Source organism: Oerskovia turbata (assembly GCF_000718325.1).
Lineage (GTDB): Bacteria > Actinomycetota > Actinomycetes > Actinomycetales > Cellulomonadaceae > Oerskovia > Oerskovia turbata.
Map to the genome: position 1 here is coordinate 232,967 of NZ_JOFV01000004.1, position 15,273 is coordinate 248,239.

Here is a 15,273-nt window from a genome sequence, read left to right on the forward strand (position 1 = left end):
GGCGGCGGGACCGATGAGGCGGCGGGCGACCCGATCAGTGGCGGCCGTCGTACTCGACCTCAGGTAGGCCAGAGCGCCCAGGGACAACGTCGGTCAGCAGGTCTGGGACCGTGCTGTCCAGGGCGATGGCGATGTCGACAAGCGTGGACAGGCGCGGGTTCGAGGGCGTCTTCTTGGCCCGGTCGGACAGTCCGGCCTCGAGCAGCTGGTAGTGGTTCCGGCTCAGCCCGGCCCGCTCGGCAGCCCGCTCCTGGGTGAGTCCCACGGTTTCACGCCGACGGCGCAGCTGCATGGCGAGGGCCATCGCCAGCTGAGACTCCAGAGGGCGTTCACGGGGCACCTCACCAACGGTGTCGGTGAGCTCCGATAGTGTCAGCCATGTACACATGGCCTTGTGGACATGGCCGCGTTGTGCGGCCGGTTCGCAGCGAACGACACCTGGAGATCCGCCCTGATGCCCGACCCGGACCGTGCTGAGAATCCCGTGCTCGGTCATCTCCGCACCACGGCCAGCCACACCATCGGGATCCCGCACCTCACGGAGCTGCTCCGGGCGGTCCCTGCTGAGGACTCGTTCGAGCGGTACCGGTCAGCCGTCGTCGAGGAGAACGCGCTGGGTCGTCCCACCCATGCGGGGCGACTGCGCACTTTTCGACACCTTCGCGAGCTGTACCTGCTTGACGTGACCGACCCCCGGTTCGCGGCGCTGCGGCGTCTCTGGGACCTGGACGCCGACGCCCAGCCGCTCCTGGCCGGGCTCCTCGCCTTCACCCGGGACGAGCTCCTGCGTGCCTCGTGGCCGGCCGTGGCGCGGGTGGTTCCCGGGGGCAGGGTCATGTCCGACGACCTCTCGAACGTGGTTGCCGAACGCTACGCAGGCGCCCTGAGCTCGGCGACGCTCGGCAAGATCGGGCGGAACACCGGGGCGTGCTGGACGCAGACCGGCCATCTCGAGGGCCACGCACGCAAGGTGCGTGCCACCGTCGAGGCCCGTCCGGCCGCTGTCGCGCTCGCGGCGTACCTCGGGTACCTCGACGGCGGGCGTGCGCTCCACGTGCTCGACAACCCGTGGTCGGCACTGCTGGGCGTCGATGCCGGTGACCGGCTCGACGCGCTGCGCCGAGCGCACGACGCGGGCCTGCTCGACCTCCAGGTCGCGGGCCAGGTCGTCGAGGTCGGCTTCTCGTTGCTCGAGCGCGGCCCCCGATGAGCCGCGTCTCGGACCTCGAGGACGCGTACGTGGGCGAGCTCGGCCTGCTCTGGCGCGGTGGCATCTCCGGCGCGGAACGCGTCTGGATGCTCGTCTACCCGCCGGATCTCGAACGCCAGGTGCGCGCGCGCGTCCCGGCGCTGGAGGTCCGCACGCAGCAGGCGGGCCGGCGCTGGGAGAGCGTCGACCTCTCCGACGCGCTCGGCCGGTGGGTCGCTGAGCACGAGTACGCCGAGGCCTTCTTCGAGGACCCCGGCGACTTCACGTCCTCGGTCGTCGACCTGTTCACCGACGACGTCGTGAGCATGCTCCGCGCGCGCCTCGCTGCCGCGGACGACCAGACCGTCGTCGCGCTGGTCGGGGTGGCCTCGTTGTTCCCGTTCGTCCGCGCCTCGGCACTGATCCAGGCCGTCGACGACGCCGTGCGCGGCCGCCTCCTCGTCCTGTTCCCCGGGCGCCATGACCCGGACACCCATTCCTTCCGCCTGCTCGATGCCCGAGACGGCTTCAACTACCGCGCCCGCGTGATCACCCCGGAGAAGACCGCCCGATGACTCTCAACAACGACCTCTTCGTCCGCCCACCGGCCGAACACCCGATCCCGAACGAGGGCGTCTCTCAGGTCGGCATGCCCGCGCAGGGTGACGCCCAGCAGTGGGACGTGCTCCGGTACGAGCTGGCGAACTTCGTCTGCGAGGGCGAGTACGCCGACGGCATGGTGCGCATCCTCGACTCGTACCTGGCGAACCAGGGCCGCGCCACGCAGCCGGCCGTCTGGGTGTCGGGGTTCTACGGATCGGGCAAGTCGCACATGGTGCGGGTGCTCGAGCACCTGTGGGCCGACACGAGGTTGCCGAACGGCGCCTCGGCCCGCGGGCTCGTGACCCTGCCGTCCGAGGTCGAGAGCCAGCTCCTGGAGCTCTCGAGCCTGGGCCGACGACTCCAGACGTCGCCGTGGTCGGTCGCGGGCTCGTTGGACCGCGGCGCGGCGGGCAGCCTCAATACCGCGTTCCTCGCGCTCGTGCTGGGGGCCGCCGGGCTGCCGACGCGCATTGCGCCGGCCCAGGTGGCGCTGTGGCTGATCTCCGAGGGGATCTACGACGACGTCGCCGCGCACGTCGCTGCGGCCGGCAAGGTCGCGCAGCACGAGCTGAGCATCTACAACCTCAGCCGGCCGTTGTCGGAGGGGATCCTGGCGGCTCTCCCAGGGTTCGCAGCCGACGCCGCGGGCGTGCGGGCCCAGCTCAAGAACCAGTTCCCCGACGTCGCCACGGTGACCATCGACGAGACCCTCACGATCCTCGACCAGGTGCTTCGCCGCGTCGGTGGCGGGCAAGTTCCACCCACCCTCGTGATCCTCGACGAGGTCCAGCAGTACATCGGTGAGGACGGCGGTCGCGCGCTGGACGTGCAGCACCTCGTCGAGGCCGTGTCCAAGGGGACCGCCAACCGCGTGCTCCTGGTCGCCACAGGCCAGCAGGAGATGACGGCCGACCCCACTCTGCAGCGCATCCGGGACCGGTTCACCGTCAAGGTCACCCTGAAGAACCAGGACGTCGACGCCGTCGTGCGGCGCGTGCTCTTGGACAAGGAGCCGGCTCGCAAGGCCGAGCTCGAGCGGGTCCTCGACGGTTCGTCCGCCGAGATCTCGCGCGAGCTGTCGGACACCAAGATCCCGCACACCCGGGCCGACGACGACACCCTGGTCGCGGACTACCCGTTGCTGCCGAGCCGTCGCCGGTTCTGGGAACACGTGCTGCGCGCGGCGGACGCCGGCCGCGCCGGTCAGCTGCGGTCGCAGCTGCGGATCGTGCACGACGCGACGGCCAAGGTGTCGAGGCAGCCCGTGGGCACCATCATCGGCGCCGACTACCTGTACGACGCGAAGAACGAGGACCTCAACCAGACCGCACAGCTGTCCAAGGGTATCCAGCGGCTCATCGCGGACCAGCGCGACAAGGACGAGCTGCGCGGACGCATCCTCGGCCTGATCCACCTGATCAACCTGCTGCCCACCACGGGAGTCAACGACACGGGCGTACGTGCGACGGCCCCGCACCTCGCGGACCTGCTCGTCGAGGACCTCGCGCACGACGGCGCCCGCTTGCGCGCCGAGGTCCCTCGGCTGCTCACCGAGATGGCCGACGAGGGTGTGCTCCAGGAGGACGGCGGCGAGTACCGGCTCCAGACCGAGGCCGGGCAGGCGTGGGAAGAGGCCTTCCGCAACCAGCGGGCCAACGTGTCGACGCACGACGTCGTGGCGAAGCGCGAGGACCTGCTGCGGCGTGAGCTCGAGAAGCACCTACCGCCGCGCATCCGGCAGGGTTCGGCCAAGGTCTCGCGCACGGTGCGCCCGCACCGCGCCGACGAGCCGCCCGCACCGGGCGACGACATCGCGGTGTGGATCCGCTCCGAGTGGGACGGCGTCGCGCCCCAGCAGGTCGAGTCCCTGGCACGCGAGCTCGGCCCGGACTCCCCCGTGGTGCTGCTGCACCTGCCGCGCCTCCATGCCGACGACCTGGCGCAGGAGCTGCGGACACAGCTCGCCGCAGAGCATGTGCTGAGTCAGAAGGGACGCCCGCAGGACGAGGAAGGCCAGCACGCCTTCGCCTCGATGACGTCACGGGTCGACCGCGCGCAACGGCGCACGCAGCAGATCGTCAGCGAGACGGTCGCCCAGGCCCGCGTGCTCAACGGCGGGGGCAGCACGCCGTCGGGGGTCACGCTGCCCGAGCGGGTCACGGCCGCTGCGGAGAGCGCGGCGACGCGCCGCTTCCCCCGGTTCGGTGATGCCGACGACAGCCGCTGGGAGCGTGTGCTGGCCAAGCTCAAGGCGGGCACCGGCTCGGATGCACTCGCCGTCGTGGGGCACACCGGAGACCCCACGCAGCATCGCGTCGTCAAGGAGGTGCTCAACCGGGTCTCCTCGGCCGGGACACCAGCCACGGACCTCGTCTCCGAGCTCAAGGCTGCGCCCTTCGGCTGGCCCGACGACGCGGTCAAGGCCGCGTTCGCAGTCCTGGTCGAGGGCGGGCACGCGCACGTGACGTTCAACAGTGTCGACGGCGACGTGCAGCAGGTGCTCTCCGCGACCCGATGGGGAGGCGTGTACCTGCGGCGTGAGGCCGTGGTGCTCAACGCAGCCCAAAAGATCCAGGCCCGCAAGCTGCTGGGCGACCTTCTCACGGGGGCGCCCGGCGAGCCGCCGACCAACGAAAACCTGGTCCCCAAGGCCGGGGAGGCCATGGACCGGCTCCAGCAGCGCACGGGCGCGCTCTCCGGCCCCGCGCCCCTGCCGCAGGTCGAGCTGCCGGCCACCGTCGCGGCGGTGCGCGGCGCGTCGGGGAACGACCGGGTCGTCACGCTGCTCGCCGCCCGCGAGGAGCTGACCGCGTTCGCTGATGCACTGTCCGCCATGGAGTCGCGGCGGGAGTCGCGCGCCGGCATCCTCTCCGACGCCCGGGCGCTCGCGGCCGCTGCCTCCGATCTCGAGGCGGCGCGTCCCGCTCGGGAGCGGTTGGCTGCGTTCGAGCAGGGACGTGATCTGCTCGGCGCCTCTGACGGCGTCTCGCCGATCGTCGCCGACCTGACGTCTGCTCTGCGGGACGCCATCAACACGTCGGTGCGCCAGCTCGACGAGGCCCGCACCCAGGCTCGGCAGCGTCTCGACGCGCAGGATGCGTGGCACTCACTCGAGGAGGCGCACCGCGCCGAGCTGGCCGCCTCGGCAGGGCTCGACCCCGAGCCGCCACCGGACCTCCGCGACACGGCGGCGGTCCTGCGCGCGGTGCGGAACCGGCCGCTGGCGTCGTGGTCGGACGCGATCGACGCCGTCGACGCGCGTGCTGCCAAGGCACTCGACGAGGCGGTCCGACGCACCACGCCGCAGGCCGTGCGCGTGGCTCTGCCCGGCCGCACGGTCTGCACGGTCGACGAGGTCGATACGTATCTCGCGGAACTGCGCGCTACGCTCACCGCTGCCCTCGACGGCGCCCCTGCTGTGGTGGTGAAGGGCTCATGAGCACCATCCTGACGGCCGAGCAGCGCCGGTCGCTCGACAGCACCGTCCAGAAGGCGCGCACCGCCGCCGAGGCCGCCGCCGCCGAGGCCCTGCATGCCCTCGCGGTCGGCGACACGCACCGGCCGGGCTTCCTCACCGACGAGCAGAACGAGTTGCGCCTCGCTCTGCGAGCCAAGGCGAAGCAGCTCGGCGACCTGGGGACCTACCTGCCCCAGGACCTCACGCTCCTGGAGCGAGACGTGGCCTACGAGCAGTGGCACCGGCTCCTCTTCGCACGGTTCCTGGAGCGCAACGGGCTGCTCATGCACCCCGAGTACCCCGACACCCCCGTGTCGTTGCAGGACTGCGAGGAGCTCGCGGTCGGCGAAGGCGAGCCTGACGGCTGGTCACTGGCAGCCCGGTTCGCGGCCCAGATCCTGCCCGGGGTGTTCCGCCTCGACGACCCGGCCATGCGGGTCAGGCTGTCCACCGAGCGGCGCGTCGAGCTGGAGCGTCTGCTCATGTCCATCCCGGCCGACGTCTTCGAAGCCGAGGACGCGCTGGGCTGGGTCTACCAGTTCTGGCAGACGGCGGAGAAGAAGCGCGTCAACGATCAGGGCGACAAGGTCGGCGGCGCCGACCTGTCGCCCGTGACACAGCTCTTCACCGAGAACTACATGGTGCGGTTCTTGATCGAGAACTCGCTCGGGGCGTGGTGGGCCGGGCGGCACCCGGACTCGCCGCTCGTCGGCGAGTGGGAGTATCTGCGGCGGCTCGACGACGGCACCCCGGCAGCAGGCACGTTCGACGAGTGGCCACAGACCGCAGCAAAGGTCACCGTCATGGACCCGTGCTGTGGGTCGGGACACTTCCTCGTCGCGATGTTCGGCATGCTGTGGCGGATGCGCGCCGAGGAGGAAGGGCTCTCCCCCGCCGCGGCGCAGGACGCCGTGCTGCGCGACAACCTGTTCGGGCTCGAGCTCGACCCGCGCTGCACACAGATCGCGACCTTCAACGTCGCGCTCGAGGCGTGGAAGCAGGGCGGATATCGGGAACTCCCCGCGCCGCAGGTCGCCTGCTCGGGCGTGCCCGTGCGGCAGACGCGCGAGGAATGGCTCGACGGCGTCCCGGACCACCTGCGCGAGTCGATGGGGACGCTGCACACGCAGTTCCGCGACGCGGACACGCTGGGGTCCCTCATCGACCCTCGGCCGGCTGACGAGGTCGATGGCGAGCTCTTCGGTCGCGACATGGTGGTCAACGTCACCTGGGACGAGCTCCGCCCGTACCTCGCGGCAAAGTTCGCACAGGAGGGGGCGGCAGGGTCGGTGCTGGGGCACGCGACCGAGGATGTCGTCCAGGCAGCCAGGTTGCTGGCCGGTCGGTACACGCTGGTCGCGACGAATCCGCCCTACCTCAAGCGCGCAAGCATGGACTGGACGCTCCAGCAGTACATCGACCACCACCATGCCCAGGCGAAGAGTGACATCGCGACTGCGTTCGTCGAACGGTGCCTCGCTCTTGCCGGGAGTAACGGCACGATCGCCCTCGTCTCACCACAGAACTGGCTTCTCCTCAAGACCTATACCGAGCTCCGTCAGCATCTGCTCGACGAGTATCGGTTCGACGGCGTCGCTCGTCTAGGGTCGGGCGCCTTCCGGCAGATCACGGGCGAGGTGGTCAAGGTCGCGCTGTCCATCGTGAGCACGCGCTCCGCCACGCGGAACCATGAGATCGCTGGCCTGCTTGCCCACCGCGTGACGGGGGCCGATGCCAAAGCACAGCACTTGAGGCACGACAAGGTGGTCCGCCCGACACAGGCGAGCCAGCGCCAGAATCCGGATATGCGGATCACGCTCACCCGGATCGAACCCGGTCAGCTTCTCGAGCGTTTCGCGGACGGTCTCCAGGGAATCAAGACCGGAGATGACCCGCGGTTCCGTCGCTACTTCTGGGAGATTCTCGACCGTGAGGAGCGAACGTGGAGCCCCTTCACCTCTTCGGTTCCAGTCACGACTCCATACTCGGGACGCAGCTACGTCGTCGCATGGAATGAGGGCGACGGTGACATGACGCGAAGCCCCAGTGCCCGTATCGTCGGACGTAAGGGATGGGGGAAACACGGAGTTCTTGTGAGCCTCATGAGCCGCACTCTTCCCGTGACAATCTATACAGGGGAACTTTTTGACACGAATGCAGCCCCAGTTGTTCCTCGTGACCCCGAAGACCTCCCAGCAATCTGGGCATACTGCTCGAGCCCGGAGTTCCACGAGGACGTCCGGGAGCTCGACGACAAGCTCAACGTCACCAACGCCACCCTCGTCAAGGTCGCCTTCGACCGCGAACGCTGGCAGAAGGTCGCCGACGAGATGGGCCCGCTCCCCGAGCCCCACTCCGACGACCCCACACAGTGGCTCTTCACGGGCGACATCCCCACTTCGACCCACCCCCTCCAGGTCGCCGTCGCGCGCCTGCTCGGCTACCGCTGGCCCGATCAGGAGCCGGACGACCTCGACCGGTTCACGGACGGGGACGGGATCGTGACCCTGCCGAACCTCGGCGAGGGTGACGCCGCCGGGCGGATTCGCGAGCTGCTCGCCGCCGCCTACGGCGACACGTGGACCGCCACGCTCGAGCACACGCTCGTCACCGAGGCGGGTGGCAAGACCGGCCGGCTCGAGGACTGGCTCCGCGACACGTTCTTCGCGCAGCACTGCAAGGTCTTCGACAACCGCCCGTTCGTCTGGCACGTGTGGGACGGTCGCAAGGACGGCTTCTCCGCGCTGCTCGACTACCACCGCCTCGACCGGCCCACCCTGGAGAAACTCACCTACACCACGCTCGGCACCTGGATCCGTCAGCAGCAGCACGCCGTGACCGCCGGGACCGCCGGCGCCGAGGCCCGGCTCGCCGCGGCCGAGGAGCTCAAGCGCACGCTCGAGCACATCATCGAGGGCGAGGGCCCGTTCGACGTGTTCGTCCGATGGAAGCCGCTGCACGAGCAGCCCATCGGCTGGGACCCCGACCTCGACGACGGCGTCCGCCTGAACATCCGCCCCTTCGTCACCGCGGGCATCCTGCGCTCCAAGGTCAATGTCCACTGGAAGAAGGACCGCGGCAAGAACCCCGACGGCAGCGAGCGCCACAACGACCTCCACCCCACCCTCGCCGAGCGGCGCGCAGCCCGCGCCCAGCACGAGGCAGACACCGCATGAGCCTGACCCGCGGCACGACCGTGCGTGCCGTCGTCGCCGAGTCGCTCCGTGCCGCCGCCCACTCGGGTGACGCACAGGAGCGCCCGGTCGCGGTCCTCTGGCCCGACCCGGACCGCACCTGGGAGCCGGCGATCCGCTCGCTCCAGGAGGCAGTCCCGATCCTCGTGCTCGGCGACCGGACCGACGACCCCGAGCAGGCTCAGGGACCGGCGCTGTGGATCCGAGCCGTCCTCGCCGCCCCCGAGGCCGTCCCATTGCCGACGCACCTGGCCGCCCACGACCCTGCCGCCACGACCGCCAACCCCTGGGTGCTCCACCTTCCCGGCATCCACCGCCACGAGCTCACCGACCTCACGCAGATCCCCGACCGCTTGGCCCCGCTCGCGGACATCGCGCTGCGCTCGACGTGGTGGGGACCGCCGTCGGGCCAGAACCCGTGGACGCCGCACGCGTTCCTCACCTCCCCGCACGGCGCGCGCCTCGACCTCGCGAGCGACGCCGCGACCCGGACCGCCCTGGCGGACGTCCTACCCCGGCTCCTCGACGAGGACGTCGACGCGCTCCGCCACCAGGGCCGCCTCGACGCCCACCGCCTGCACGCCCGGGTCATGCCCGACGCCGTCCGCACCCTCCTCAGCTGGATCAGCGACCCCGCCGGTGCCCGCGAGCGCGTCACAGGCACCGAATGGGCGGCGTTCGCCCACACCTGCCAGGAGACGTACGGGATCGATCCAGCGAAAGATACGCACCTCACCGCAGCAGCCCGGCTCGGCGCCCGGGACGGCGAGTGGGACACCGTCTGGCAGCGGTTCGCCGACGCCCCCCAGCGCTTCCCCGGGATCCCGGCCGCGCTCGACCAGGCACGCCCCGCGTCCACGCCCGCCGACGACTCCCCCCACCCCGAGTCATGGCCCTCGTGGAACCGCGAGCAGGAGGACCTGCTCCGTGCCGCACTCACCGCGCTGCCGGACACCCCAGACGAGCCCACCGCACGGGCACGGCTCACCGCCCTCGCCGCGGAGCACGCCCCGCGGGCGACCACGGTGTGGGCCGAGCTCGGGCAGGCGCCGCTCGCCCACGCCGTCAGACTGCTCGGCCGCATCGCGCACGCGACGTCCACGGACGTCACGGCACCCGACGTCCCCGCGTGCGTCTCCTGGTACGCGGACTCGGGGCACACCGCGGACCGGCTCGCGCTCGAAGCCCGTGCCACCGTGACCGACGGTCAGGACCGGGCCGCCGTGCTCGCAGCCCTGCACGCCGTCCACGACCCCTGGGTCGACCGGAACGCCCGCGAGCTCCAGCGCATCGTCGCAGCGGACGGCTACCCGGGACAGATCGGTCTCGACGTCGAGCCGGGCACGTGCGTCGTGTACGTCGACGCGCTCCGCCTCGACCTGGCGCACCGGCTCGCCGACCTCCTCGCTCCGCGCACCGTGACCGTCGAGCACCGGCTTGCGGCCTTCCCGACGGTCACGCCGACCGGACAGCCCGCTGTGGTGCCCGTGACTGCGGGCACCCGAGAACGTTGGGGCGCGGGCCCGGGCTTCGACGCCGGCGACCCGCTCGGACGTTCGCTCAAGGGAGCCCTCCTCCGCAAGACCATGACCGACGACGGTGTCCAGCTCCTCGCCTGGGACGGCAGCGACGACCACACTGGCGACCCGGCGGGGATCGCCTGGACACAGTCGAACGACATCGACTCCGCCGGGCACGCGCCCAAGGGCCCGCACTTCGACACGGTGCTCGACGGCCTGCTCGGCCAGGTCGCCGCGCGGGTCGACGCGCTGCTGCGCGCCGGGTGGCTCCGGATCGTCGTCGTGACGGACCACGGCTTCCTCCTGCCCGCGCGCCCGGCACGCAAAGCCGACCTGCCCCTCGCCGTGACCGACGGCGGCGGCACCCGCAAACCGCGCGTTGCCCGCCTGCGCGAGGGCGCACCGCCTCAACCATTCCCGACAGTGCCATGGACCTGGGACCCCGCCGTCACCATGGTCAGCGCGCCTGGCGCCGCCGCGTTCGAGGAGGGCGTCACGTACGACCACGGAGGACTGAGCTTCCAGGAATGCGTCATCCCCGTGCTCACCGTCGCCGACGATCCGGCGTCCACGGTCGAGAAGCTCTTCGCCGCACAGATCCACGCGATCCGCTGGACGGGGCAACGGTGCCGGATCGACGTCGTCCCGCCGGGCGCCCCCGTCCACGGCGCGGTGCGCATCTCCCCCGGGGACGCGACCTCGACCGTCGGCGGCCCCAAGGCACCGAACGACGACGGAGAGGTCAAGGTGCTCGTCTCCGAGGAGGACGCCCCCGAAGGGACCTCTGCCTACGTCGTCCTCCTCGAGCCTGACGGAACCGTCGTCGCCCAGCAGCAAACCACCATCGGAGGCGACCAGTGACCGACGCGATCATCCTCGACACGATCGACGAGCTCGCCGCCGACGCGTTCGACGGCTACGTCGTCCGCAAGGACCTCGCACTGCAGTTCAAGGGCTCCTACCCGGTCCCCACGTACGTCGGTGAGTTCCTCCTGGGGCGCTACTGCGCCACGACCGACCCCGAGGAGATCGAGGAAGGCCTGCAGGTCGTCCGCCGGCTCCTCGCCGACCGCACGGTCCGCGCAGGCGAGGAGGAACTCTTCAAGTCCCGCGCCCGTGAACGCATGACGGTCAAGCTCATCGACCTGGTCAAGGCGCGGCTCGACGCCAAGTCGAACGCGTACCTCGCCGAGCTCCCCAGCCTCGGCCTGCGCGACGTCCGCATCGGCGACCAGATCGTCCGCGACAACGAGCGCATCCTCACCGGCGGCTTCTACGCGGAGATCGACCTCGACTACGACGCGATCATCGCCGAGGAGTCCGGGGGACGGCCGTTCGGTATCGCCTCGCTGCGCCCCATCCAGCTCTCGACCCGCGACTCCCTCGCACGCCTCGCCGAAGGTCGATCCCGGTTCAGCACCGAGCAGTGGAGGCACCTCCTGCTGCGTTCGGTCGGGTTCGAGCCCGCCAGGCTCACCAACCGTCAGCAGGACGTCCTGCTGCTGCGCATGATCCCGTTCGTCCAACGCAACTTCAACATGGTCGAACTCGGACCCCGCGGGACCGGCAAGTCACACCTCTTCCAGCAGGTCTCGCCGTACGCGCACCTGATCTCCGGCGGCAAGGCGACCGTGGCGCGCATGTTCGTCAACAACGCCACGGGCCAGCGCGGGCTCGTGGCGCAGTACGACGTCGTCTGCTTCGACGAGGTCTCCGGCGTGTCCTTCGACCAGAAGGACGGCGTCAACATCATGAAGGGGTACATGGAGTCCGGGGAGTTCTCCCGGGGCCGCGAGTCCATCCGCGCCGACGGGTCGATCGTCCTCGTCGGGAACTTCGACGTCGACGTCGCCCACCAGCAACGGATCGGGCACCTGCTCTCGCCCCTGCCGCCGGAGATGCGCGACGACACCGCTTTCATGGATCGCCTCCACGCCTACCTGCCCGGCTGGGACGTCCCCAAGCTCGACCCCTCCTTCTTCACCCAGCACTTCGGCCTCGTGAGCGACTTCCTCTCCGAGTGCTGGTCACGCCTGCGCGACCAGTCCCGCCTGGCCTCCGTCCAGGGCAGGGTCAACTACTCGGACTCGCTGTCAGGACGCGACCTGTCCGCCGTGAACAAGACCGTCGACGGGCTGCTCAAGCTCCTCCATCCCGACGTCGATGCCGCCATCCCCGACGAGGACCTCGAGTGGGCAGTGCGCATCGCCCTCGAGTGCCGCCGCCGGGTCAAGGAACAACAACGCCGGATCGGTGCGGCGGAGTTCCGCAGCACGCAGTTCGGCTACCGGATCGGGGAGGGGGTCGAACAGTTCGTCTCCACGCCCGAGCTCGCGAGCCCCGACACGATCGGCCTCGATCCTCTACCCCCCGGCCAGGTCTGGGCGATCGCCGAAGGAGGGGGCGACGTCGGGCCTGGTCTGTACCGCCTTGAGGTGACCGACACTCCCGGCGGAGGGACGCGCCGACTGCTCAATCAAGCCGCCCCTGCCCCGCTCCGCGAGAGCTTCAAGGTCGCCGAGCAGAACCTCGTGACCCAGGCCCGCGACCTCGTCGGCGACCGCGACCCGCGGGAGCACGACCTGACGGCCCAGGTCCGGGCGCTCGATGCCGCCAAGACAGGGGCCGGACTCGGGCTCCCGCTGCTCCTCGCCCTCGCGTCAGCCATGCTGCAACGCTCGGTCCGCGGCGGGCTCATCGCGGTGGGGAACCTGAGCCTCGGCGGAGGCGTGGAGACCGTCCTCAACGCGGCCCAGCTCGCCGAGCACGCCATGGAGAAGGGCGCCACCACCCTGCTGCTCCCGGTCTCCGCACGACGCCAGCTCCTCGACGTGAGCGACGAGGTGGCCACCAAGGTCTCGTTCCTCTTCTACGCCGACGCCAAGGACGCGCTCCTCAAGGCGCTCGACGAGTAGGGGAAGCATGCTCATCTCACGCCCGTTCGACAAACTCATCGTCCAGCACAGCGAGTTCGACTGCGGCGAGCCCGTACTGGACGACTGGCTCAAGAACTACGCGAGCCAGAACGAGAAGCGCGACGCCACACGTACCTTTCTCCTGCTCGACGAGAAGGAGAGCTGCGTCGCCGGCTACGCGACGACCGTGACGCATCGTCTCGATCCGCACGAGGCGAGCGCTGCACTCGGCCGGGTCCGCCGCTACCCGTTGCCCGCAGTCCTCGTGGCTCGTCTCGCCGTCGATCGCCGGTACCAAGGCTCAGGAGTAGGACGCCTCCTGCTGATCGACACACTGCAACGTCTCGAGCGAGCCTCACACGACATCGGGTTCGAGCTCGTCGTCGTGGATGCCCTGCACGAGGATGCGGCGTGCTTCTACCTGAAGCACGGGTTCCAGCGTTTCCAGTCTCATCCCCTCCGGCTCTTCATGGCGACCAGAACCCTGCGGGCGACGTTCGCCGATCCAGATTGACCCGTACGCACCTCGTACGTACAGTAGATGGACGAGAGACCACCCAGCCCGACTCACCACCGGGCAACGTCCGGCTCACCACCGGCCTGTGAGGAACTACCATGACGTCCCCTGCCCAGAGCCCGAACACCACCGACCGCACCGCGCGTCTGAACATGCGCATCTCCCCCGAGGCGCTCGCGACCCTCCGCGAGGCGGCTGGCGCACAGCAGCAAGACCTGACGTCCTTCGTGCTCGGAGCGGCGCTGGAGCGCGCACGCGACGTCCTGATGAGCGACCGGGTCATGCGGCTCACCCCGGCCGAGATGGACCAGATCGAGGCGGCTCTCGACGAAGAACCTCGCGTCATTCCTGAGCTGGCAGCGGCCATCCGCAAGGTACGCGAGCAGTTCGGCGACCGCGGGGCACCCACCCTCGCGGCGCGCTGACCCGCAGCACGTCGGCGCCCTCAGTCAGACCAGTCCTCACACGCCCCGGGAAGACAATGCCCGTAGTCCACACCCTCAAGGGTAAGGAGATCGTCTTCACCGGGCGATCCCCCGAAGGCCGCGCAGAGCTCAGCAGACTGGCCCTGGCCGCCGGCGCCCAGCGCGTCTCCGCCGACGTCAACCAGACGACGAGCATCTTCGTCCGAGGCGAACACAACCCTGCGTGGAGTCACGGCAACTTCGGGAAGCGCGAAGAACTGGTTGCCGATCTCCAACGACGAGGCTTCGGCATCAGAATCATCAGCCTCGACGGCTTTCGCGCCCTCGTCCGAGGCGAGAGCGCACCGACGCTTCCCCCGCACACCGCGACACCCTCGTCGGACTGACTGTGACCTGACACGGGGGATCACGACGCCACGCGCGTAACGTGGTCCTCAGGCAGGCACAACTCGTCTGCCCCAGCCTGCCCGACGGTCGAGGAGGACCTCATGGCTCATGGCGACATCACGCACATCGACATCCCCGTCGGCGACACCGACGCGGCCCGCACCTTCTACAGCGGACTGTTCGGCTGGGACATCGCCGAGGCCCCCGGCTTCGAGGGGTACCCCATGTGGCAGGCGCCCAACCAGATCAGCGGGGGCGGTCTCGCGCCGCGCGAGGAGGGATTCACGAGCCCTCGCAGCTACGTCGAGGTCGACTCGATCGACGACACGCTCGCGCAGGTCGGCTCGCTCGGCGGCAAGGTGCTCCTGGCCAAGACACCGATCAGCCCGACGAGCTGGTGGGCGGTGTTCGAGGACCTCGACGGCAACCAGCTCGGCCTCTACGAGGGCGTCACGACCATGGACTGACGCGTGCGCCGGGCTGGCGTGTGCGCGGCAGCATGCGTCGGGGCGCTCGACACGCCTCGTCAGGCCGGGCCGAAGACCACCCGTCCATCGGGGTCCTCGGCGCGTCGCGGTCGCAGTCGCGCAGGAGCCGGCCACGGCAGCTCGTACCGGATGACGTGGGCGTCGATCGCACCGAAGTCGTCGGTCTGGACGACGACGTGCTCCGGGGTGACCTCGACGAGGCGGACGCGCAGTGCTTCGCCACCCTCGGCCTCGAGCATCCAGACGTCGGCGAGCCAGGACAGTCCCGCGCTGTCGAGCGCCTCCTCGGCGTCGAGCCAGTCGACCGGGCCGGTGAGGTCATGCCCCAGGAGCGACACGGCGACCCAGGTGTCTCCCTCGGGGCGGATCCAGCCGACGTGCTCACGGTCGTCGGGTCGGCGGTGCGGTATCCAGTCGCTGGGGAGCATCCCGGAACGATAGCGGCGCCAGGTCTGGCGTGCCCAGAGAATTGGCGGCCGCGTTCAGTCGAGGGGTTCGGTGACGAGGCGGGTGCGGGCTTCGTGGATGGTCAGGGGTGGGGCGGTGGTGGTGGTCGTGGCGGTGCCGGTGATGGGGGT

Annotated in this window: 12 protein-coding genes; 10 read left to right on the forward strand and 2 right to left on the reverse strand. The window is 70.3% G+C overall.

The window, feature by feature from the left end; all coding sequences use genetic code 11:
• Positions 1–34 precede the first annotated feature (34 nt).
• Entirely contained in the window at positions 35–496 is a 462-nt protein-coding gene (locus IE95_RS19480; RefSeq protein WP_206053295.1) for a helix-turn-helix domain-containing protein, read from the reverse strand.
• Between IE95_RS19480 and IE95_RS0105575 the strand changes: the two genes are divergently transcribed.
• The 10 genes from IE95_RS0105575 (at position 485) to IE95_RS0105620 (ending at position 14,674) form a co-directional block, all read left to right on the forward strand.
• Positions 485–1,210 carry a hypothetical protein gene (locus IE95_RS0105575; RefSeq protein ID WP_129429380.1) on the forward strand — a complete coding sequence of 242 codons (726 nt, stop codon included), beginning with the start codon at positions 485–487 and terminating at the stop codon, positions 1,208–1,210. The genes IE95_RS19480 and IE95_RS0105575 overlap by 12 nt on opposite strands.
• Complete coding sequence (locus IE95_RS0105580) at positions 1,207–1,764, forward strand: BREX protein BrxB domain-containing protein (protein ID WP_030150649.1); 558 nt, start codon at positions 1,207–1,209, stop codon at positions 1,762–1,764. Before IE95_RS0105575 ends, IE95_RS0105580 begins: the two co-directional genes overlap by 4 nt.
• Positions 1,761–5,231 carry a BREX system P-loop protein BrxC gene (gene brxC, locus IE95_RS0105585; RefSeq protein ID WP_030150650.1) on the forward strand — a complete coding sequence of 1,157 codons (3,471 nt, stop codon included), beginning with the start codon at positions 1,761–1,763 and terminating at the stop codon, positions 5,229–5,231. The genes IE95_RS0105580 and brxC overlap by 4 nt, the downstream gene beginning before the upstream one ends.
• Positions 5,228–8,425, forward strand: a complete 3,198-nt coding sequence (locus IE95_RS0105590; protein WP_030150651.1) for an Eco57I restriction-modification methylase domain-containing protein — start codon at positions 5,228–5,230, stop codon at positions 8,423–8,425. The genes brxC and IE95_RS0105590 overlap by 4 nt, the downstream gene beginning before the upstream one ends.
• A complete protein-coding gene (gene pglZ / locus IE95_RS0105595) occupies positions 8,422–10,824 on the forward strand; it encodes a BREX-1 system phosphatase PglZ type B (protein WP_030150652.1) in 2,403 nt (800 codons plus the stop codon). Before IE95_RS0105590 ends, pglZ begins: the two co-directional genes overlap by 4 nt.
• Complete coding sequence (gene brxL, locus IE95_RS0105600) at positions 10,821–12,878, forward strand: protease Lon-related BREX system protein BrxL (RefSeq protein ID WP_240666225.1); 2,058 nt, start codon at positions 10,821–10,823, stop codon at positions 12,876–12,878. Before pglZ ends, brxL begins: the two co-directional genes overlap by 4 nt.
• 7 nt (positions 12,879–12,885) lie before the next feature.
• Positions 12,886–13,392, forward strand: coding sequence for a GNAT family N-acetyltransferase (locus IE95_RS0105605; RefSeq protein WP_030150654.1), 507 nt, complete (start codon positions 12,886–12,888; stop codon positions 13,390–13,392).
• Between the two features lie 101 nt (positions 13,393–13,493).
• Positions 13,494–13,820, forward strand: a complete 327-nt coding sequence (locus IE95_RS19485) for a type II toxin-antitoxin system TacA family antitoxin (RefSeq protein ID WP_051702773.1) — start codon at positions 13,494–13,496, stop codon at positions 13,818–13,820.
• A 56-nt stretch (positions 13,821–13,876) separates the two neighbouring features.
• Positions 13,877–14,206 carry a BRCT domain-containing protein gene (locus IE95_RS20345; RefSeq protein WP_129429381.1) on the forward strand — a complete coding sequence of 110 codons (330 nt, stop codon included), beginning with the start codon at positions 13,877–13,879 and terminating at the stop codon, positions 14,204–14,206.
• 102 nt (positions 14,207–14,308) lie between these two features.
• The gene (locus IE95_RS0105620) at positions 14,309–14,674 is read left to right on the forward strand and encodes a VOC family protein (protein WP_030150656.1); all 366 of its coding nucleotides are present in this window, start codon (positions 14,309–14,311) and stop codon (positions 14,672–14,674) included.
• Between the two features lie 59 nt (positions 14,675–14,733).
• Here the strand turns inward: IE95_RS0105620 and IE95_RS0105625 are convergent, their stop codons facing one another.
• Positions 14,734–15,123 carry a hypothetical protein gene (locus IE95_RS0105625; protein WP_030150657.1) on the reverse strand — a complete coding sequence of 130 codons (390 nt, stop codon included), beginning with the start codon at positions 15,121–15,123 and terminating at the stop codon, positions 14,734–14,736.
• Between the last annotated feature and the right edge of the window lie 150 nt (positions 15,124–15,273).